At 74.9% G+C, this 19,035-nt stretch carries 20 protein-coding genes, 2 tRNA genes and 1 pseudogene; 12 read left to right on the forward strand and 11 right to left on the reverse strand.

Features of this window, described 5'->3' with window-relative positions; genetic code table 11:
* Positions 1-1,127 (forward strand): annotated as a pseudogene (locus ACWGKI_RS03430) (hypothetical protein); the annotation flags it as partial.
* A 102-nt stretch (positions 1,128-1,229) separates the two neighbouring features.
* On the opposite strand, the gene ACWGKI_RS03435 reads toward ACWGKI_RS03430, so the two are convergent.
* Both ACWGKI_RS03435 and def read right to left on the reverse strand, forming a co-directional pair.
* Positions 1,230-1,730: a DUF3145 domain-containing protein gene (locus ACWGKI_RS03435; RefSeq protein ID WP_380243653.1), complete on the reverse strand. Its 501-nt coding sequence runs from the start codon at positions 1,728-1,730 to the stop codon at positions 1,230-1,232.
* A gap of 158 nt (positions 1,731-1,888) precedes the next feature.
* Positions 1,889-2,374 carry a peptide deformylase gene (gene def, locus ACWGKI_RS03440; RefSeq protein ID WP_380243652.1) on the reverse strand — a complete coding sequence of 162 codons (486 nt, stop codon included), beginning with the start codon at positions 2,372-2,374 and terminating at the stop codon, positions 1,889-1,891.
* Positions 2,375-2,455: 81 nt separating this feature from the next.
* Here def and ACWGKI_RS03445 point away from each other — a divergent pair, with 81 nt between their 5' ends.
* Positions 2,456-3,637 carry an acyltransferase family protein gene (locus ACWGKI_RS03445; protein WP_452184695.1) on the forward strand — a complete coding sequence of 394 codons (1,182 nt, stop codon included), beginning with the start codon at positions 2,456-2,458 and terminating at the stop codon, positions 3,635-3,637.
* On the opposite strand, the gene ACWGKI_RS03450 is transcribed toward ACWGKI_RS03445, so the two are convergent.
* Positions 3,601-3,978, reverse strand: a complete 378-nt coding sequence (locus ACWGKI_RS03450) for a DUF488 domain-containing protein (protein ID WP_452184697.1) — start codon at positions 3,976-3,978, stop codon at positions 3,601-3,603. The two genes, ACWGKI_RS03445 and ACWGKI_RS03450, sit on opposite strands and share 37 nt — an antisense overlap.
* Before the next feature lie 66 nt (positions 3,979-4,044).
* On the opposite strand from ACWGKI_RS03450, the gene ACWGKI_RS03455 reads away from it, so the two are divergent.
* A tRNA-Ile gene (locus tag ACWGKI_RS03455) sits at positions 4,045-4,118 on the forward strand.
* Positions 4,119-4,301: 183 nt separating this feature from the next.
* Here ACWGKI_RS03455 and ACWGKI_RS03460 read toward each other — a convergent pair.
* Entirely contained in the window at positions 4,302-4,703 is a 402-nt protein-coding gene (locus ACWGKI_RS03460) for an SRPBCC family protein (RefSeq protein ID WP_380243649.1), read from the reverse strand.
* A complete protein-coding gene (locus tag ACWGKI_RS03465) occupies positions 4,693-5,022 on the reverse strand; it encodes an ArsR/SmtB family transcription factor (RefSeq protein ID WP_380243648.1) in 330 nt (109 codons plus the stop codon). Before ACWGKI_RS03465 ends, ACWGKI_RS03460 begins: the two co-directional genes overlap by 11 nt.
* Before the next feature lie 100 nt (positions 5,023-5,122).
* Here ACWGKI_RS03465 and ACWGKI_RS03470 point away from each other — a divergent pair, with 100 nt between their 5' ends.
* From ACWGKI_RS03470 to ACWGKI_RS03480, 3 genes are all read left to right on the forward strand, one after another.
* Positions 5,123-5,539 carry a PLD nuclease N-terminal domain-containing protein gene (locus ACWGKI_RS03470; protein ID WP_452184700.1) on the forward strand — a complete coding sequence of 139 codons (417 nt, stop codon included), beginning with the start codon at positions 5,123-5,125 and terminating at the stop codon, positions 5,537-5,539.
* Positions 5,540-5,574: 35 nt separating this feature from the next.
* Positions 5,575-6,090 (forward strand): hypothetical protein, encoded by a 516-nt coding sequence (locus ACWGKI_RS03475; RefSeq protein ID WP_380243646.1) that lies wholly within the window; start codon positions 5,575-5,577, stop codon positions 6,088-6,090.
* A 52-nt stretch (positions 6,091-6,142) separates the two neighbouring features.
* A tRNA-Asn gene (locus ACWGKI_RS03480) sits at positions 6,143-6,215 on the forward strand.
* 108 nt (positions 6,216-6,323) lie between these two features.
* Here ACWGKI_RS03480 and ACWGKI_RS03485 read toward each other — a convergent pair.
* The 4 genes from ACWGKI_RS03485 to ACWGKI_RS03500 form a co-directional block, all read right to left on the reverse strand.
* A complete protein-coding gene (locus ACWGKI_RS03485) occupies positions 6,324-6,656 on the reverse strand; it encodes an STAS domain-containing protein (protein WP_452184702.1) in 333 nt (110 codons plus the stop codon).
* A gap of 103 nt (positions 6,657-6,759) precedes the next feature.
* Positions 6,760-7,692: a ribokinase gene (locus ACWGKI_RS03490; RefSeq protein WP_452184704.1), complete on the reverse strand. Its 933-nt coding sequence runs from the start codon at positions 7,690-7,692 to the stop codon at positions 6,760-6,762.
* Positions 7,693-7,746: 54 nt separating this feature from the next.
* Entirely contained in the window at positions 7,747-8,733 is a 987-nt protein-coding gene (locus ACWGKI_RS03495; protein ID WP_452184706.1) for a nucleoside hydrolase, read from the reverse strand.
* A gap of 53 nt (positions 8,734-8,786) precedes the next feature.
* Positions 8,787-10,220 carry an MFS transporter gene (locus tag ACWGKI_RS03500; RefSeq protein WP_452184708.1) on the reverse strand — a complete coding sequence of 478 codons (1,434 nt, stop codon included), beginning with the start codon at positions 10,218-10,220 and terminating at the stop codon, positions 8,787-8,789.
* Between the two features lie 132 nt (positions 10,221-10,352).
* Between ACWGKI_RS03500 and ACWGKI_RS03505 the strand changes: the two genes are divergently transcribed.
* From ACWGKI_RS03505 to ACWGKI_RS03525, 5 genes are all read left to right on the forward strand, one after another.
* Positions 10,353-11,141 (forward strand): GntR family transcriptional regulator, encoded by a 789-nt coding sequence (locus tag ACWGKI_RS03505; RefSeq protein WP_380243641.1) that lies wholly within the window; start codon positions 10,353-10,355, stop codon positions 11,139-11,141.
* A gap of 75 nt (positions 11,142-11,216) precedes the next feature.
* Entirely contained in the window at positions 11,217-12,671 is a 1,455-nt protein-coding gene (locus tag ACWGKI_RS03510) for an MDR family MFS transporter (RefSeq protein WP_452184711.1), read from the forward strand.
* A gap of 255 nt (positions 12,672-12,926) precedes the next feature.
* A complete protein-coding gene (locus ACWGKI_RS03515; RefSeq protein ID WP_452184713.1) occupies positions 12,927-13,688 on the forward strand; it encodes an alpha/beta hydrolase in 762 nt (253 codons plus the stop codon).
* A 69-nt stretch (positions 13,689-13,757) separates the two neighbouring features.
* Positions 13,758-14,708, forward strand: coding sequence for an RNA polymerase subunit sigma-70 (locus ACWGKI_RS03520; RefSeq protein WP_452184715.1), 951 nt, complete (start codon positions 13,758-13,760; stop codon positions 14,706-14,708).
* Positions 14,709-14,770: 62 nt separating this feature from the next.
* Entirely contained in the window at positions 14,771-15,337 is a 567-nt protein-coding gene (locus ACWGKI_RS03525) for a dihydrofolate reductase family protein (protein ID WP_452184717.1), read from the forward strand.
* 42 nt (positions 15,338-15,379) lie between these two features.
* Here ACWGKI_RS03525 and dnaG read toward each other — a convergent pair whose 3' ends face one another.
* Together dnaG and ACWGKI_RS03535 are read right to left on the reverse strand one after the other, a co-directional pair.
* Positions 15,380-17,323 (reverse strand): DNA primase, encoded by a 1,944-nt coding sequence (dnaG, locus tag ACWGKI_RS03530; protein ID WP_452184719.1) that lies wholly within the window; start codon positions 17,321-17,323, stop codon positions 15,380-15,382.
* A 10-nt stretch (positions 17,324-17,333) separates the two neighbouring features.
* The gene (locus tag ACWGKI_RS03535) at positions 17,334-18,305 is read right to left on the reverse strand and encodes a helix-turn-helix domain-containing protein (protein ID WP_452184721.1); all 972 of its coding nucleotides are present in this window, start codon (positions 18,303-18,305) and stop codon (positions 17,334-17,336) included.
* A 91-nt stretch (positions 18,306-18,396) separates the two neighbouring features.
* On the opposite strand from ACWGKI_RS03535, the gene ACWGKI_RS03540 reads away from it, so the two are divergent.
* Positions 18,397-18,855, forward strand: coding sequence for a VOC family protein (locus ACWGKI_RS03540; protein ID WP_380245657.1), 459 nt, complete (start codon positions 18,397-18,399; stop codon positions 18,853-18,855).
* Positions 18,856-19,035 lie beyond the last annotated feature (180 nt).

Below are 19,035 nucleotides of genomic sequence, written 5' to 3' on the forward strand. Positions count from 1 at the left end.
ACCTCACCGTGGTCGCCGAGGACCCCACGGGAGCTGCGGCGCAGACACCGCTGGAGGTCACGACACCGGCCGTGCCGACCCTGACCGCGGATCCGCCGACGGTGCCGGTGGGCGGCACCACCACGGTCTCGGGCGGGGGCTTCACGCCGGACGACCAGGTCACGGTCCAGCTCGAGGACGCCGCAGGCGACCCCGTGGGCGACCCGATCGACGTCACCGTGAACCCGGACGGGACGTTCACCGTGGTCCTGCCCGTCCCGGCAGGCGCGACCCCCGGCGAGCACACCGTCGTCGCGACGGACTCGACCGGCGGGACGACGGAGGCCCCGCTTCAGGTGATCGCCGCGCCGGGCCAGAGCGAGCCGTCCATCGACGTCGACCCGGGCACGGCCGCCCCGGGAGACACGGTCACCGTCACGTGCGACGGCTTCGGCGACGGCCCCGTGCAGGTGCAGCTGGTGGACTCCGAGGGCCAGCCGGTCGGGGACGCCGTCGAGTGCGTCCCCGGTGACGACGGCACGGGGACGGTCGACCTGACCGTGCCCGAGGACGCCGAGCCGGGCGACTACACGGTGGTCGGCACCAGCCCCGAGGGCGAGACGGCGGAGGCGCCGTTGACGGTCACGGAGCCCGGGACCGACCCGGGCGACCGCGCGCTGCGCGCCTGGTTCTCCGACGCCCAGGTCGGCCGCGGCGCTGCCCAGACGTTCCAGGCGTCCGGGTTCGAGCCCGGCGAGCAGGTACGGGCCGTGATCGCGTCCGAACCTCTCGCCCTGCCCGTCACCGTGGCCGACGCCGACGGCGTCGCCACGTGGACGTTCACCGTGCCGCAGGCGTTCGAGCTGGGCACGCACACCGGCACGGCCACCAGCGTGACGGTGGGCGACTCGGCGACGGCGACGTTCGAGGTGGTGCTCGCGCCCGGCGACCTCGGCGGCGCCGGCACGGACGGCCCCGACGCCGCCGTCGGGGCTGCGCCCGGGGGCGGCTCCCCGGGCCTGACCGGGACCCTGCCGCGCACCGGCGCGGGCGACGGTCTCGTCCCGATGGCCCTCCTCGCGCTGGTGCTCCTCGCCGCCGGTGGGGGCACGCTGGCCGCCGTCCGCCGGACGACGCGCCAGCCCTGACCGACAGGGCGGCACGACGACGCCCCGTCACCTCTCGCGAGGTGGCGGGGCGTCGTCGTACGGGAACCGGAGCCTGGGAGGCGAGGTGCGGCCGGGCGGCCGTCAGCCCACGCGGTGCAGCCAGCGCACGGGCGCCCCGGCTCCGGCGTAGCGGAACGGCTCGAGCTCGTCGTCCCAGGCCGTGCCCAGCGCCAGGTCGAGGGCCTCGCGCACCCCGCGACCGTCGTGCGCCGACTCCATCGCAGCCCGGATGCGGTCCTCCGGGACGACGACGTTGCCGTGCACGTCCGTCATGGCGTGAAAGATGCCGAGGTCAGGGGTGTGCGACCAGCGGGCGCCGTCGGCGCCGTGGCTCGCCTCCTCCGTCACCTCGTAGCGCAGGTGGTCCCAGCCCCGCAGGGCAGAGGCCAGCCGGGCACCCGTTCCCTGGGCGCCCTGCCACGAGTACTCGGCACGGAAGAGTCCGCGTCCCGCCGGCTGGGCCGTCCAGTCGAGCGAGACACGTCCCCCGAGCACGTTGCCTGCCGCCCACTCGAGGTGAGGGCAGAGCGCACGGGGTGCCGAGTGCACGAACAGCACACCGCGGGTGATCGCACCAGCCATGTTGTCCTCCCTGGTTCCGAGGTCCGTCTTCCCCTACGTCCTCGAACCGGTCGGCCTGCTGGTCGGCGAGCTCCGACGGTGTGTCGTCTTGACACATCCTGCCCGATGGCGAGCAGCCGTGCGAGAGGAAACGCGGACTTGAGCAGCCGTTGAGGAGCTCAGAGCCGCTCGCGCAGCTCCCGCATGGCCTTCTTGCGCACGCTGCGCTCGAGGCGGTCCAGGTAGAGCATGCCGTCGAGGTGGTCGCACTCGTGCTGGAGGCAGCGCGCCATCAGCCCCGTGCCCTCGACCTCGATCTCGTTCCCGTCGAGGTCCGTGCCCACCACGCGGGCGTACCACGCGCGGGTCGTCGGGTACCACAGGCCGGGGACCGAGAGGCAGCCCTCGTCGCCGTCCTGCGTCTCGTCGGAGAGCTCGACGATCCGCGGGTTGAGGACGTAGCCGATCTCGTCGTCCACGTTCCAGGAGAACGCCCGCAGGTTCACGCCGATCTGGTTGGCCGCCAGGCCCGCCCGGCCGTCCGCGTCGACCGTCTCCACGAGATCCTCGACGAGCGACCGGACCCGGTCGTCGACGGTGGTGATCTCGTCGCAGGGTGTGCGCAGCACGGGGTCGGGCAGCACCCGGATCTCTCGCATCGCCATGGGCCGCATTCTCCCACGTCGCGGGCCGGTGGCGTCGCGCATTGTCACGGTTTGATAACGTGCCGAGCGATGCTACGACGGATGACCGAGTCAACCCCGCCGCCCCTGCCGAGCGCCCGGAGGGTCGCCCCCGCCGCGACGGGCCGACCCCGGCTCGCCGCGCTCGACGGCCTCCGCTTCCTCGCCGCCATGGCGGTGGTCGCCTACCACTACGTCGCGGTGAACCACTCCGCGTGGGGTGCCCGGACCGAGGACTCCTTCCCGCACCTGCAGCCGGTCGCGGCGTTCGGGTCCTTCGGCGTCCAGCTGTTCTTCGTGATCAGCGGGTTCGTCATCCTCATGTCGGCCTGGGGTCGGGACGTGCGGTCCTTCACCGCCTCCCGCGTGGGCCGCCTCTTCCCCGCCTACTGGTTCTCCGTGGCGGCGGTCGTCGCGCTGCTCGTGCTGGTGACTCCCGGCCGCAAGGACGTCGGCATCCCGGAGACCGCAGCGAACCTCACGATGGTGCAGCGCGCGTTCGGCGTCCCGGACATCGAGCCCGTGTACTGGACCCTCTGGACCGAGCTGCGGTTCTACGTGCTCATCGGGATCCTGCTCGCGGTCGGCATGACGCACCGGCGCCTCGTCGCCTTCGCCGCCGTCTGGCCCGTGCTCGCCGCCGTCGCCGTCCGGTCGGGCAACGAGCTCTGGTCCACCCTGCTCGTCGGCAGCGACGCCCCGTTGTTCGCCGGCGGGATGATGCTCTACCTGCTCACCAAGGAACGCCGCTCGCTGGTGCTGTGGCTCGTGCTGGGGCTCAACGTGGCGCTCGCCGGGGTGGTGGCCGGCCGGAGCCAGTCGCTCCGGATCGCGCACAGCACCGACGTCACCGTCGGCCCGCAGACGTACTGGGTGGCGATCGTGGCCTGCTTCGCGCTCGTCGCCGTCGTGGCGCTGACACCCCTCGACCGGCTGTCGTGGCGGTGGCTGACGGTCGTGGGCGCGATGACCTACCCGCTGTACCTGCTGCACTCGTCGTGGGGGCAGTGGCTCATCGGCGAGGCGAGCCCGCACCTGCCCGCCGGTGCCACGTTCGTGCTCGTCACCGCCGCCATGCTCGCGGCGGCCTACCTGGTGCACCGCTTCGTGGAACGGCCCTTCGGCCCACGGCTGCGGCGCGCCGTCGCGCAGGACCTCGAGCGCACGAGCCGCGCCCTCGCCCGCGCCCCGCGCGAGCCGCGGCCCGCTCAGGCGCCCGAGCCGGAGGCCGTCTCGTCGCGGTAGTGCAGGAGCACGTCCCGGAGCACGAGCGCGTGGTTGCGCTCGGTGTCCCGCGCCGAGTACAGCAGCGTGAGCCTGGCGTCGCCCGCCCCCAGGGCGGCCAGCTCGGCGACCGCGGGGTTGCCGGCGAGCTCGGCCCGGTAGCGACGCTCGAACTCCGCGAACCGGTCCGGCTCGTGGTGGAACCACGTGCGCAGCTCCGCCGACGGCGCCACGTCCTTGCACCACCGGTCCAGGTGTGCGGCCTCCTTCGAGACGCCGCGCGGCCACAGCCGGTCGACCAGGACGCGGGCGCCGTCGTCCGGCGCGGGAGGCTCGTAGACGCGCTTCACGGCGATGCTCACGCCCCCATGACACCGCGCCGCAGCGTCGGGCGCACGCGGCGCGGGCGGCCGGTATGCTCGCCGCGCGCCCCGTTAGCTCAGCTGGTCAGAGCAGGAGACTCATAATCTCTCGGTCGCGGGTTCAAGTCCTGCACGGGGCACCGACGCCGGTCCGCCGCGGCGGCTCGCTCGGAGGCCACGGCGTTCCCGAGGCGGAGGGTGAAGTCCGCGCGCCCGCCGTGCACCGCCGCTGCGGAGTGCGGCAGCATGGCCACATGCACGACGGCTCCCGCTGACGGGCAGGGACCGGGTGTCCAGCAGCGCGGCATCCGGTCCGCCGCCCGTCAGGGCGCGGCGACCGTCTCCAGCCGCCCGATCACTGCGGGCCACCCACGCCCCATGCCCTCGAAGGCCTGCCGGCCCGCGGGCGTGGCGAGATCGAGTCCGGAGTGCTCGAACCTCAGCAGCGTGCCGTCCTCGTGCGGCTCCAGCCGCCACGTGAGGACGCTGTCGAGGACGCCCTCGGCGAACGTGTAGGCGAACAGGCGCTCGTGCTCGACCCGGAGCACCTCGCACGTCTGCGGGCCGAAGCCGCCCATGTCGAGGGTGAAGCGGTGCCCGACGACAGGTTGCACGTCTCCGGCCACCCACCACCGGGCGTGCAGGTCGGGCTCCACCAGCAGCCGCCAGACACGGGCGGGCGGGTGCGGCAGGAGGCGGTCGATTCGGATCGACTCAGTCGTCACGGGAGGTCTCCTCGTCCAGCAGGTCGGCCAGGTCGGCCAGGGCGTCCAGGCGCTGCGTCCAGTAGTGCTCGAAGGGGCGGAGCCAGGTGTCGACCTCGGCCAGCCCGTCCGCCCTCAGGTGGTAGAAGCGATGCCGCCCTCGCCGCTCCTCGCGCACGAGGCCGACGTCGCGCAGCACGGCGAGGTGCTCGGACACCGCCGGCCGTCCCAGCTCGAACATCGCGGCGAGCCGGGACGTCGACTCGGGCCCGGCCCGCAGCGCGTCGAGCAGGCGCCGGCGCACCGGGTTGGCGAGCGCCCCGAAGATGTCTGTCGGCACGGCGGCGACAATATGTCGGAGATTCCCGACGCGTCAAGAACTTCCGACGCATCGTTCTCGACCTGCCACGACGTCCCACCACCCGCTACGCTCCGGGGCCATGCCCCGCGTGCTGCTGATGCTGGCCTACCTCGCCCTCCTCGTCTACGCCATCGCCGACGTGGCCCAGTCGGACGAGGAGGACGGTGGCGGGATCCAGAAGGGCTTCTGGATCCTCATCATCCTGCTGCTGCCGTTCGCGGGCTCCGTCGCGTGGCTGGTCGTGAGCCGGCGCGCCCGCGCGGCCCGGCGTCCCGCGGCGCGGACGGGCTTCCCCGCCGGACCGGTGCCTCCCGCCCAGTACCCCGGCCGGCGACGCACGTGGGAGACGGCCGAGGTTCCGGCGGACCCCGAGGACGACCCCGAGATGCGCTGGCTCCTGGAACAGGCCCGCCTGAAGCGCGAGCGCGAGCAGGCCGCGCAGGACACCCCCTCGCCGCGGTCGGACGACGGCGGGCGCGACGCCGCCGCGAGCTGACCCCGCCGCTCGGCCCGCGTCGGTACGGTGGCGCCATGTGGTTCCGCCGCTCTCCCCTGCCCGCCGACGCGCGCCGTGCGCTGCCCCTCGCCCGCGGCGAGCGCGTCCTTGCCTCCGCAGAGCTCGCCGACGGCCGCTGGGCCGTCGCGACGACCGCCGACCTCATGGTCGTCGGGCCCGGGCCCCAGGACGTCGGGACGCGGCGCCCCTGGTGCGACGTCGACCGCGGGGTGTTCGACCCGGAGCGCGCCGAGCTCCTTGTCACGTGGGTCGACGCCGCACCGGACCTCGTGCTGCGGATCGTCGACCCCGAGCGCACGCCGTTCCCGCAGGCCCTGCGCGAGCGCGTCCAGTGGTCGGTGGTGCTCTCCGAGACCGTGACCGTCCCCGGCGGGGGCGACGTGAAGGTCGCAGTCCGCCGCACCGCGGACGGCCAGTTCTTCTCCCAGGCCGTCGCCGGGCCAGGTGTCGACCTGGACGACCCGGCCGTCGCCCGCGTGGTGGACGCCACGGAGTCCAGGGTCCGCGGAGCGTCCGGACTACCCGTGTGAGCCTGGTATTGTTCTTCCCGGTTCGAAGGCCACCGGCCGGACGACCGAGCGATCCCGCGTAGCTCAGCTGGCAGAGCATCCGACTGTTAATCGGACGGTCGTTGGTTCAAGTCCAACCGCGGGAGCCGAGACAAGGCCCTGAACCCCTGACGGGGTTCAGGGCCTTTCTTCGTGCCACGAGCAGGCACACGGGCGCCTTGACGGAGACGAGCCGCGAAGGGGCCGCGACGCCGTCAGGCGGTCTTGTCCTCACGCCCCTCGGCCTCGAACTCGTCGGCGTCGACGAAGTCCACCAGCATGTCGAAGCTCATCATCTCGAAGATGTCGCGGACCAGCGGGGGCGCCCCGACCACGCGCGGCCGGGCGCCGTCCTGGCACGCGATCACCACGAGCCGCACGCCGGACGAGTCGATGAAGGTGACCCTGCGCATGTCGAGGGTCTTGCGGCCCTCTTTCGCGTCCTCCAGCGTGGCATGGACCTCGTGGGCGACCGCGACGTCGATCTCGCCCCACATCTCCCACATGAGACCGTCGTCGCTCAGGTTGATGCCTCCGCTGGTGCCCACGATTCGTTCCTCTCCTCAGCCACTTCCCTGCTCGTGACCGGTCGCTCGATCGCAGGCGACGTCCAGTCTAGAGGTCGTCCCCGGGGCGCACGCGCCGCTCGGGTCAGGGCAGCTCGTCGCCCTCCCGCGGGTACGACGGCTGCGCGCCCGCGCCGCGCACGGCGAACGCGCCCACGCGGGCCGCGAGGCGGGCGGCGTCGACCAGCCCGCTCCCCCGCGCGAGCTCTCCCGCCAGGGCACCGACGAACGCGTCGCCCGCGCCGGTGGTGTCGACCGCCTCGACGCGCGGCGCGGGGACGGAGACGACGCCGCCGTCGACCTCCTCGGCCGCGACGAGCGCGCCCTGCGCCCCGCGGGTGAGCACGACGGACCGCACCCCGGCCTGCCGCAGGCCGGCGACGACCTCCTCGTCGGCCAGGTCGGGCCCGGCGTCGTCCCCCGGCGTCAGCAGGGCGAGCGCGGCGTGCGCCTCGTGCTCGTTGACCACGAGCGGGTCGGCCTGCCGCAGCACGCCCGGGTCGACGTCGATCACGGGCGCGAGGTTCACCACGACGCGGCCTCCGGCCAGCCGGGCCGCCTCCTCGATGCCGTCGCGCGGGATCTCGCCCTGCAGCACGACCACGGCGGCGTCGGCGAGCAGGTCGGCGTGCCGCCCCACGAGCCCGGCGTCCACGGCGGCGTTCGCGCCCGGGACGACGACGATCGAGTTCTCCCCATCAGCAGCCACGGTGACCACGGCGACCCCGGTGCTTCCTGGCACGACGACGAGCCGTGCGAGGTCCACCCCGGCGTCCCGCAGGCCAGACGTGGCAGCCTGCGCGAACTCGTCGTCGCCGACCGCGCCGACGAACGCGACCCGAGCCCCGAGACGGGCCGCGGCGACCGCCTGGTTGGCACCCTTGCCGCCCGGCAGGACGGCGAGGTCACGGCCCAGCACGGTCTCCCCCGGCGCAGGGTGCACCGCGGTGCGGGCCAGCAGGTCGGCGTTGGCGGACCCCACGACGACGACGAGGGACTCGGCAGGGGTGGTGGACATGGTCGCTCCGGTTCGTCGGCGATCGGTCGGGACAGGGCGGGCGGCGCGGCGCGGTCAGAGACCGCGCAGGCGCTCGACCAGATGGGGCGCCAGGGGCACGTCCGTGGCGAGGACGACCCGGGTGCGCGCACCCGGGAGGTCGGGGTACCCGGCGTACAGGCCGCGCAGGTCGGCCACCGTCTGCCCACGCCCGGGCCCGTCGGTCGTGTCGACGACCACCGGCACGCGAGGCGCCACCGTGGCCTGGACGCCGCCGACGGCGATCGCGGCGGCGAGCGGGTCGTGCAGCGCCGAGCAGCGTCGGCCGAAGGTGGGGACGTGGAAGCCGAAGTACAGGTCGAGCACCTCGCCGAGCCACGGCGCGAGGGCGGTGCCGGCCTCGAGGAGGGTCTTGCGGTCGGTCTCCTCGAGGAGGTTGACCATGGTGACGTCGAGCGGCACGAGGGTGACGTCCCAGTCGGCCGCGAGCACCTGGGCGGCGGCCTCCGGGTCGTTCGCGATGTTCGCCTCGGCGACCGGCGACACGTTGCCCGGGTGCAGCGCGGCGCCGCCCATGACGGTCAGGTCGAGCACGCGCTCGGGCAGCGTGGGGTCGGCGCGGAGCGCGAGGGCGAGGTTGGTCAGCGGCCCGACGGCGACCAGGCGCAGCCGGCCGGCGTGCTCGTGCGACAGGCGCAGCAGCAGCTCCACGGCCGACTCCGCCACGGGCTCGCGCCCGGACGCGGGGAGCACGACGTCGCCGACACCGTTGCGCCCGTGGATGTGCGGGACGCCGCCGTCGTACGAGCCGGCGAGGGGGTCGTGCGCGCCCACGGCGACGGGCACGTCGCCCCGGCCCGCGAGCGCCAGCAGGTCGAGCGTGTTCACGGCGCCCTGGCGGGCGTCGATGTTGCCGCTGACGCTGCCGACCCCGACCAGGTCCACCTCGGGCGAGGCGAGCAGGTAGGCCAGGGCGAGGGAGTCGTCGACGCCGGTGTCGCAGTCGAGGTAGAGCGGGGCGGCGGGCTGGACGGGCTGGACGGACTGGTCGAGCAGGGGCACGGAGGATCCTTCGTGGTCGTGGGAGCGGGGTCCAGTGTCGCGCACGCGGGCGGTCATGACTGCCCGCCGGGCGCGGCGGAGGGGCGGGCGACCAGCAGCAGGCTGGTGCCGAGCGCGAGGACGGTGATGGCGACGGAGATCCACAGGGCGGTGGTGTACCCGCCGAGTCCGCCCTGCGCCACGAACGGGGCGACGATGCCGATGCCGAGCCCGGCACCGATGCCGAACGCGGAGCTGTTCAGGCCCGGCAGCGCGCCGGGGGCGTCGGGCGGGGACTGGAGCACGCCCAGCCCGTTCGCCGTCGTGAGGACGAGACCGTTGTAGGCGACGCCGAGGCCTGCCACGGCGGCGGCCACGACCCAGCGGTGGGTGGGGGCGAGCGCCACCACGACGAGGAGCGCGAGGCAGGCGACGAGGCCCCAGCGCAGCACGGGGACCCAGCCGCGGCGGCCGGCGAGCCAGCCGGACAAGGGGGCGGCGAACAGGCCGATGAGCGCGGGCGGCGAGAGGAAGACGAGCGCGGACATCGAGGCGGTCATGCCGAACCCGACGGTGGCGTCCTGGCTGAGCATCACGACGGTGAAGTTGATGACGGCGAACACGCTGGAGAGCGTGAGGAGGGTGGTCACGACGAGCGGCCACACCTCGCGCGAGCGCAGGTGCTGCAGGGGGAACAGGGGCGAGCGGCGGCGGCGCTCGATCTGCCAGAACGTGACCGCGGCGACGACCGCACCGGCGAGCAGGCCGAGCGTGCCGGGCGCGGCCCAGCCCTGCGCGGGGCCCTGGTTGACGAAGAGCGTGACGCACACCAGCGTGACGGACAGGGCGGCGGCACCCCACCAGTCCATGGCGCCGGTCACGGCGGGACGTCCGGCGCGCGGCACGGCACGCAGCACGCACCCGAGGGCGAGCAGCCCCACCGCCGCGATGACGAGGAACACGGACCGGTACCCGAACCGGTCGGTGAGCAGGCCGCCCACGAACCCGTCCACGCCGCCGACGCCACCGTTGATCGCGGTGACGACGCCGAGGGCGGTACCGAAGACCCGTGCGGCCAGCCGTTCGCTGAGGATGATGTAGGAGAGCTGGAAGATCGCGCTGGAGGTGCCCTGCATGACGCGGCCCGCGAGCAGCAGCGGCAGGCCCTGGGCCAGGAGGCACACGACGGTGCCGGTCAGCATGATCCCCAGCGTGAGGAGCATGACGCGGCGCCGGCCGACGTAGTCGCTCCAGCGGCTCAGGACGACGCCTGCGACGGCCCCGGCGAGGAAGAACCAGGACGAGACGCCGGCCACGTCGTCGGCGCCGACGCCGAGCTCGCGGGCGATGGCGGGCAGCGCCGGCGTCACCATGCTGGCCCCGAGCTGGAACGCCACGACGGCGACCAGCAGCGAGGCGACGAGGGCGGCGGCCGGACGACCGGACAGGCCCGTCTCGGGGGCGAGCTCCGGCGCGACGGCGTCGCGCGGGGCGGTGGGTGTGTGCACGAGGACTCCTTCGTCACGGCCCGCAACGACGCGGGTTCGTCGGACATCATACGACCTTGTATGACGTCCGAGCACCCGCCTTCCGACGTGCTTGAATGAACCGACCGCACCGCTCACCACCTGGAGGAACGCGTGGACCAGCCCGTCGCCGAGCTCCTGTCCCGCCCCGTCGCCGTCCCCCCGGGACAGCCGATGCGGGTCGCCGTCTACTCCCGGATGGCGGACGGCATCCGGCGCGCCGTGTTCCCCCTCGGCTCGGTGCTGCCCAACGAGACCGACCTGGGCTCTGCCCTCGGTGTCTCCCGCACGGTGGTCCGCGAGGCGCTGATGCTCCTCGAGGAGGACGGCCTCATCCAGACCCGGCGGGGCATCGGCCGGTTCGTCAGCACGGCGCTCCCCCGCGCCGGCCTCGAGCGCGTGCGACCGTACGAGCAGGTCTTCGGCGAGGGCCACGGCACGGTCGAGGTCCGGCGGGTGGGCGTGCGCACCCAGCCCACCACCGACTTCGTCTCCGGCGCGCTCGGCCTGCGGGACGACGCGAGCACCTGGTTCGCCGAGCACGTGCTGCTGCGCGGCGGCGAACCCGTCGCCCTCGTGCAGGAGCACCTGCCCGCCGGGCGCGACCTCGCCGACGTCTCGCGCCTCGTGGCCGACGCGCTGCCCGGCGCCGTGGAGGGCCCTGGGACCCTCCTGGCGAACCTCACGGCGCTGGCCGGGCCGGTGCTCAGCGCGGGCGAGTGCGAGATCGTGGCCGGCGTGCCCGGCGACACGCGCGGCGCGCTGCTCGAGGTCGGGCCCGCGGACCCCGTGCTCGTCCTGACCCAGACCGCGCGCCACGGCGGCAGGCCGCTCTACCTCGCCAAGGTCATCGTGCCGCCGCGCGCAGGCCACCTGCGCGTGCTGCAGTCCGTCACCGCCTGAGCGACCGCCGGCGTCCGGCCCGGACCACCGCGCGCGCCGGGAATACCCGGTGGTTGCTCCTGGCTTGTGCCTGTCGTGCCCACGACCGGTCATGCCTCCGTCGGCCTGCGCTCCGAGCGCGGGCCCATCCTCCTGTCCCTCATGCTCGCGACGGCGCTCGTCGCCCTCGACGCCACGATCATCGCCACGGCGTCCGCGACGATCGCCCGCGAGCTCGGCGGCTTCGCCCAGCTGCCCTGGCTGTTCTCCACCTACCTGCTCGCCCAGGCCGTCAGCACCCCGGTGTTCGGGCGTCTTGCTGACGTGCTGGGGCGCAAGCGCCTCATGCTCGCGGGCGTCGCGCTGTTCTTCGTCGGGTCGGTGGTCGCCGGCGCCGCCCCGACGATGGGGGTGCTCATCGCCGGGCGCGTGATCCAGGGGCTCGGCGCCGGTGCGGTCATGCCCGTGTCGATGACCATCGCGGCCGACATCTACACCCTCGAGGAGCGCGCGAAGACGCAGGGCTACCTCGCGTCCGTCTGGGCGATCTCCGCCGTCGTCGGCCCCACCCTCGGCGGCGTGTTCTCGCAGTTCACGAGCTGGCGCTGGATCTTCCTCGTCAACATCCCGCTGTGCGTGCTCGCCGCCTGGATGCTGGCCCGCCGCTACCACGAGCCGGCGCGCGAGGGCCGGCGCGAGCCCATCGACTACCTCGGCGCCGGGCTCCTCGCCGGCGGGAGCACCCTGCTGCTCCTCGGGCTGCTGGAGGGCGGCACCCGGTGGGGCTGGGGCTCGGTGCCGTCCGTCGCGGTCTTCGCCGTCGCGGTGCTCCTGCTCGCGGGCTTCGCGGTGCACAGCCGCCGTACGCGCCACCCGATCGTGGACGTCGCCATCCTGCGCCGCCGCGTGGTCGGCGTCTCGACCGCGGTCTCCCTGCTGGTCGGCGTCGTCGTCCTCGCGCTCTCGACCTACGTGCCCATCTACGCCCAGGGCGTGCTCGGGACGGGTCCGCTCGTCGCGGGCTTCGCGCTGGCCGCGATGACCATCGGCTGGCCGCTGTCGGCCTCGAACGCCGGGCGGCTCTACCTGCGGATCGGCTTCCGGCTCACCGCCGTGGTCGGCACGTCCCTGGTGGTGGTGGGCACGGCGCTCACGCTGCTGCTGGCCTCGGGGTCGTCCGTGCTGGCCGTGGCCGGGGCGTGCTTCGTCATCGGCGCCGGCATGGGTCTCACCGCCGTGCCGACGCTCATCGCCGCACAGTCGCAGGCGTCCTTCACCGAGCGCGGCGCCGTCACCGGGACCAACATGTTCGCCCGGTCCCTCGGGTCGGCCGTCGGCGTCGCCGTGTGCGGCGCGATCGTCAACGCCCGCACCACCGTGGGCGCCGACGGCACGCCGGCGGGCCCGGGCCTCATGAGCGCGATCCACCTCGTGTTCGCCCTGCTCGTCGCCGTGGCCGCGGCCCTCGTGGTGCTCGCCGTCCTCATGCCCGCCGACCTGGAGGCCGCGCGCGAGCGCCGCGCCGAGACGGCCGGCGCCACGGCCGCCTGACGCGCTCAGGGCAGCACGGGCGGCGTCCAGCCGATGCCAGCCCGGGGACCCTGGCTGGCAGCCGAGGCCGGGGCCCTGAGGGAAAGACGTTGAGGCGGCTCCCCGAGCGCTGCTAGCCTCCCGGAGGCCGTGCGAGACAGTGCAAGGAGGTGGTACCCGTGAACGTATCGACATGGGTGCTCCTCCGCGGAGTCATGGTCGGGCGGTAGGTCGCCCGGGAGCGCCGTTCACCGAGCACTCCCGAAAGGCACGACCATGCATGCCACTCACCCCCTGAGCTTCACCTCTTCCACGCCGCTCGACGACGGCGTCCTCGAGCGGCGCTTCACCCTCGGCGAGATCCCCGGCATCCTCTGGACGCCCTCGACCGCCACGCCGTCCGACCCCGTCCCCCTGATCCTGCTCGGCCAGCCCGGCGGCCTCGGCATGGACCGGATGTACCCCCGGCTCGTCGGCCGGGCCCGGGGCGCCGCGGCCGACGGCTTCGCCGCCGCCGCCCTCGAGCTCCCCGGCAGCGGCGACCGGCCGCCGCTGCCCGGCGCCGACCAGGTCCGTGCGGACCTGCGCGCGGCGCTCTCCGCCGGCGAGCCCGTCACCGACGACATCGTCGACCGCCTGGTCCTCCCCCTGGTCGACCGGTCCGTGCCGGAGTGGCGGTCCGCCCTGGACGCGCTCCTCGCGCTGCCGGAGGTCGACGGGCCGGTCGGCATCTCCGGCGGCGTGATCGCCGTCGGCGTCCGGCTGGCGCTCGTCGAGCCGCGCATCGTGGCCGCCGGGCTCTTCGCCGGCAGCTACGTGCCCCGGTCCACGCTGGACGAGGCGCGCCGCGTCACCATCCCGCTGCACGTGCTGCTGCAGTGGGACGACGAGGGCAACGACCGGCAGGCCGCCCTCGACCTGTTCGACGCCTTCGGTTCGGCCGAGAAGACGCTGCAGTCCAACCTGGGCGGCCACACCGGCGTCCCCGCGTTCGCCGCCGACGACGCGGCGCGGTTCTTCGCGCGGCACCTGCGTTGAGCCACCGCCCCGCTCGCCCGGCCCGGGCGGGCGGGGCTGGCGGGGCGGGGCGTGCGCCATGATGGCGCCGTGGACCTCGACCTCGAGCCGTACCGACGCGAGCTCACCGCGTACTGCTACCGGATGACCGGCTCGTTCCACGAGGCCGAGGACCTGACGCAGGACGTGATGCTGCGCGCGTGGCGCGCGCGCGACCGCTACGACCCGGCGCGCGCCTCCCTGCGGACCTGGCTGTACCGGATCGCGACGAACGTCTGCCTCTCTGCCCTCGAGAACGGCGCCCGCCGGCCGCTGCCGTCGGGTCTCGGAGCGCCGAGCGACGACCCCGGAGCGCCCCTCACGCCGGCGCTCGACGTGCCGTGGCTGCAGCCCTTCCCCGACGCCCGGTTCGACCAGGGCGCACGCACCGACCTGCGCCTGGCGCTCGTCGCGGCGATGCAGTCGCTCCCGCCCCGGCAGCGGGCAGTGCTGCTGCTGCGCGAGGTGCTGGAGCTCAGCGCCGCCGAGGTGGCCCACCAGCTCGACACCACGGTGGCCGCCGTGAACAGCGCGCTGCAGCGGGCCCGCGCGGCGGTGGCGCACGTCGGACCGGCCGAGGAGGTCGGCGACCCGGGCGACCCCGAGACGCGCGCGACCGTCCAGCGGTACGTGCAGGCGTTCGAGGCGGCCGACGTGCCCGCCCTGGTGCGCCTGCTCACCGACGACGCGGTCCTCGAGATGCCGCCCGTCCCCCTCTGGTACCGCGGGCGCGAGGACTACGGCCGGTTCATCGCGCGGGTGTTCGCGATGCGAGGGCCGGGATGGTCGATGCGCCCGCTCACCGCCAACGGCCAGCCGGCCCTCGCCGCGTACGCGCCCGAGCCCGGCGGCGGCCACGCGCTGCACACCCTCCAGGTCCTCACGGTGACGCGCGGGCTCGTGTCGGCCAACGTCGTCTTCACCGATCCCCGTGTGCTCGCGTCGTTCGACCTGCCGCTGCGGATCGAGGACCGCGACGACAGGTCCTCGCCGCCGCGATGAGTTCCGGTGCCGCCGGCGGTACGTACGGGCGACCCGTTCGACCGTCGACCGAGAGGCACCCCATGAGCACCGTCGTCATCGAGTTCATCACCCTGGACGGCATCGTCACCGACCCCGACCCGTCCTCCGGCGCGCCACAGGCGGGCTGGGCGTTCCGGCACGGCCCCGTGCCGGTCTCCGGAGACGCGTTCCGGCTCGGCGCCACCCTCGACGAGGGGGTCCTGCTGCTCGGGCGCCGCACCTGGGAGCTGTTCGCGCGGATCTGGCCGACCCGCGACGACCCGTTCGCCACGCGCATGAACGCCGTGCCCAAGCTCGTGGCGTCCCACCGCCGCACCGACGCGGAGGTCGCCGCGGCCTGGGCCGGGTCCCGCGTCGTCGACGGCGACCTCCTGACGACGGTGCGCGACGAGGAGCGCGACGTCGTCGTCATGGGGAGCCCGAGCGTGGCGCACGCGCTGCAGGCGGCGGACCTCGTCGACGAGTACCGGCTCATGACCTTCCCGACCGTGCTCGGCGCCGGGGAACGCCTCTTCGCCGCCGGGTCGCCGCCCACCGCGCTGGAGTGCGTCGCCGTCGACCGCGTCGGCGCGGCGGTCCTCACGCGGCACCGCCGGCTCCGGGACTGACGCGAGTCGCGGCCGTGCCCGGGCCGCTCCTGCGGTCCGGGCTCAGCCGCCCTCGCGCAGCGTGCGCCGCTGCTGCTCGATCGCGAGCAGGTCCGTGAACGCCTGCTGGAAGGCAGCCGGGTCCTTCTCCTGGTCCAGGCGTTGCAAGCGGCTCTTGGCGTCGGCGATGCGCCGGGTCAGGCCGAGATCCACCAGGGCACGCACGACGTCCGCCACGTACGCCCCGATGGCCGACTCGCGGTCCTCCGGGACCGGGGCGACAGCCAGCTCGGTGACCAGGGGCGCCACCGTCTCGGGCGCCTGCTCGGTGACGGCCTCCACCCAGCGGCCGCCGTCGACGTCGCGCCCCGCGGCGACGCCGCCCGCGGCCCGCACCGCGTCGTGCACGGCACGCCACGCCGGCACGCCGAACGCGTCCTCGCCCAGGTCGTCGAACGACGCGGGCACGTGCTGCGGGTACTGCAGCACGACGATGAGCGCCTGCCGCTCCAGCCGGGCCACCGGGTCGCGAGGGTCGGGCGCGGCGAGCACGGGCAGCGCCGAGGCGGCCTCGGGCCCGGCCGCGGAGTCCCGGCGCTGGTCCTGGTCGGGACGCCGCGCCCGCGGCGGCGCGGAGGCGGCGCGCGCCACCTCGCGGCGCACGTCCTCGGTGTCGATGCCGATCCACCGCGCCAGCGAGCGCGCGTAGCCGAGCTGCATCGACCGGTCGCGGATGCCCGCGACCAGCGGCGCGGCGGCCCGCAGCGCCCCGACACGGCCCTCGACGGTGTCGAGGTCGAACGTGTCCAGGGTGGTGCGGATGACGAACTCGAACAGCGGCTGCCGGCCGTCCACGAGGGCGCGCACCGCCTCCGGACCGCGGGCCATGCGCAGCTCGCAGGGGTCCATCCCCGCCGGCTCCACCGCCACGAAGGTCTGCGCGTGGAAGCGCTGGTCCTCGCCGAACGCGCGGACGGCGGCCTTCTGGCCCGCCGCGTCGCCGTCGAACGTGAAGATCACCTCGCCGCCGAGAGAGGCGCCCGACGCGAGCTGCAGCCCGCCGCCGGCGGTCGTGTCCCCGAGCAGGCGCCGCACCACCTTGGCGTGCTCGGCACCGAACGCGGTGCCGCAGGTGGCCACGGCGGTGTCCACCCCGGACAGGTGGGCCGCCATGACGTCGGTGTACCCCTCGACGATGACCACCCGCTTGCCCTGCGCGATCGACCGCTTGGCCAGGTCGATCCCGTACAGCACCTGAGACTTCTTGTAGAGCGTGGTCTCCGGGGTGTTGAGGTACTTGGGCCCCTGGTCGTCGTCGTACAGGCGCCGGGCGCCGAAGCCGATCACCGCGCCCGTGACGTCGCGGATCGGCCACACGAGGCGCCCCCGGAACCGGTCGTAGATGCCGCGCTGGCCCTGGCTGACCAGCCCCGACGCCACGAGCTCCGCCTGCGTGAACCCGCGCCCCTGAAGGTGCCGCAGCAGGGCGTCCCAGCCCGTCGGTGCGTACCCCACCCCGAAGTGCTCGGCGTCGGCGCGGTCGAAGCTGCGCTCCGCGAGGAACGCCCGACCCGCCTGCGCGCCCGGGCCGAAGAGCTGCTCGGCGTAGAACTCGGCGGCCACCTTGTGCGCCTCGACGAGGCGCTGCCGCTTGCCCGGCTCTTCGCGCCGCCCGCGGTCCGCGGCGGCGCCCGTGCGGGAGTCCTCGTACCGCAGCTGCACGCCCGCACGGTCGGCCAGGTACTCGACGGCGTCGGTGAACCCCATCCCGTCGATCTTCTGGACGAACGAGATGACGTCGCCGCCCTCGCCGCAGCCGAAGCAGTGCCAGCGGCCGACGCCGGGGCGCACGTGGAAGGAGGGCGAGCGCTCGTCGTGGAAGGGGCACAGACCCTTGAGGGAACCGACGCCCGCGGGCTTCAGCGTGACGTGCGCCGAGACGATCTCCTCGATCCGCGCGCGCTCGCGAACGGCCTCGACGTCCTCCCTCTTGATCAGCCCGGCCACGGACCCGAGTCTATGCGCGCCGGACGCCGGCCAGGTCGGCCGTCCCCCGGCCCCCCTCGGCGAAGGACGCGACCTGGTCCAGGGACGCCGCGCAGCGCCGCGCGTAGGCCGCCGGCGGCATCCCGAGGGCGCGCGCGAAGTCGGTGGTCAGGTGCGCCTGGTCGTAGTAGCCGACGGCGGCCGCGAGGTCGGCCAGGGGGCGAGCCGGCTCCGCGGCGATCAGGTCCGCCGCCAGGTGCACGCGGTGCCGCTGCAGCACCCACTTGGGGCTCACGCCGACCCAGTGGGCGAACAGCCGCTGGAGCGAGCGCGGCGTGGTGCCCGCGAGCGCCGCGAGGTCGCCCACGCCCGCGTGGGGTCCCAGGTCGCCCCCGACCACGGCACCGAGCACCGCGGTGACCCGGTCCAGGGCGTCGGCCGCGCGCGGCGTGCGACGCCGCTCCGCCGCCGCGCGCAGCAGCGGCGTGACGGCCGCGACGGCGGCGTCGTCGTCACCGGCGCACGCCGCGGCGACCGCTCGCCGCCCCGCGGCCTCGACGTCCGCGGGCGCCGGGCCGTCCGGGGCGGCGGCCAGCACGGCGGACGCGGGAGCCACCAGCCCTCGGCGCAGCGCACCGGGCCCGTCCAGGAGCACCCGCAGGGCGCCCGGCCGGAGCTTGGTGCCGAGCACCGCGCCGGACCCTCGGAGGGTCCGCGCGAAGAGGCCGCCCGGTATGCCGTGGAAGGCGAACCCGCCGGCCTCGGCGACCACGTTGGCGTGCGGGTGCGGGATGACGACCTGCGTGAACTCGGTGTCCGCCGGCAGCTCCCACCGCACCACCCAGTGCCGCTCGACGAGGTCGGCGAGGTCGGGGGCGGGGTCGAGGCGCACCAGCGCGAAGCCCCCGCCGGCCGCGGCCGGGTCGACGATCCCCCGGGTGGACGCCGTGGGGACCGTGGACGCCGTGGGGACCGGGGGGCGAGGCCGGACCGCTTCGAACACCTGTCGCATTCCTCCAAGACTGCCCTCCCCCTCCGACACCAGCATGGGGAGGGTCAGCCGGCACCGGCCGGCGCACCCTGGAGGGAGCACCATGGACCTGTCACCCCTGCACCCGAACCTCACCGTCGCCGACCCGCGCGCCGCGATCGACTTCTACGTCGCCGGCCTGGGCGCGGAGGTGATCGACGTCATCACCGCCGGCGACGCGATCATCCACTCCGACCTGCGGATCTCGACCGGCTCCGGCTGGTCGACCTTCACCGTGGCCGCCGCCTTCCCCTCCGAGGGCGCGGTCGCGCCCGAGCCGGAGAGCGGGACCACCGGCTCCTTCACCCTCAACGTGGACGACGCCGACGCCGCGCACGCCCGCGCGGTCGCAGCAGGCGCCACGAGCACCCAGGAGCCCGGCGACTGGTTCCCCGGGTTCCGGCAGGCGGCGGTGCGGTGCCCCGCCGGGCACCGGTGGTTCTTCGCCCAGGTCGCCGACGACGTCACGCCCGAGGACGTGCAGCGCGCCAGCGACGCGTGGATGGCCGAGCAGCAGTCCTGACGGCGGCCCGGCCTCGTCAGCGACGGCGCACGAGCCGGTCGTGCCACTGGATCGCCGACACGTCCGTGAGCGAGGCGACCTGGTCGAGGGCCGCACCCACCCCCCCGCGGACCGCGGGCCCCCCACCCCCCTCCCCGGCGCACCGGGGCGCGCGCGACTACGGCGGCCGCGAGGGGAGGG

Source organism: Isoptericola sp. NPDC055881, from assembly GCF_053615895.1.

Bases quoted from the DNA above. Each gene is read 5' to 3' on its own strand.
- ACWGKI_RS03435 (WP_380243653.1), bottom strand. From the start codon at position 1,730: ATGGCTGGTGCGATCACCCGCGGTGTGCTGTTCGTGCACTCGGCACCC.
- ACWGKI_RS03470 (WP_452184700.1), top strand. From the start codon at position 5,123: ATGCCCCGCGTGCTGCTGATGCTGGCCTACCTCGCCCTCCTCGTCTAC.
- ACWGKI_RS03490 (WP_452184704.1), bottom strand. From the start codon at position 7,692: ATGTCCACCACCCCTGCCGAGTCCCTCGTCGTCGTCGTGGGGTCCGCC.
- ACWGKI_RS03540 (WP_380245657.1), top strand. From the start codon at position 18,397: ATGGACCTGTCACCCCTGCACCCGAACCTCACCGTCGCCGACCCGCGC.
- ACWGKI_RS03475 (WP_380243646.1), top strand. From the start codon at position 5,575: ATGTGGTTCCGCCGCTCTCCCCTGCCCGCCGACGCGCGCCGTGCGCTG.
- def (WP_380243652.1), bottom strand. From the start codon at position 2,374: ATGGCGATGCGAGAGATCCGGGTGCTGCCCGACCCCGTGCTGCGCACA.
- ACWGKI_RS03445 (WP_452184695.1), top strand. From the start codon at position 2,456: ATGACCGAGTCAACCCCGCCGCCCCTGCCGAGCGCCCGGAGGGTCGCC.
- ACWGKI_RS03525 (WP_452184717.1), top strand. From the start codon at position 14,771: ATGAGCACCGTCGTCATCGAGTTCATCACCCTGGACGGCATCGTCACC.
- ACWGKI_RS03515 (WP_452184713.1), top strand. From the start codon at position 12,927: ATGCATGCCACTCACCCCCTGAGCTTCACCTCTTCCACGCCGCTCGAC.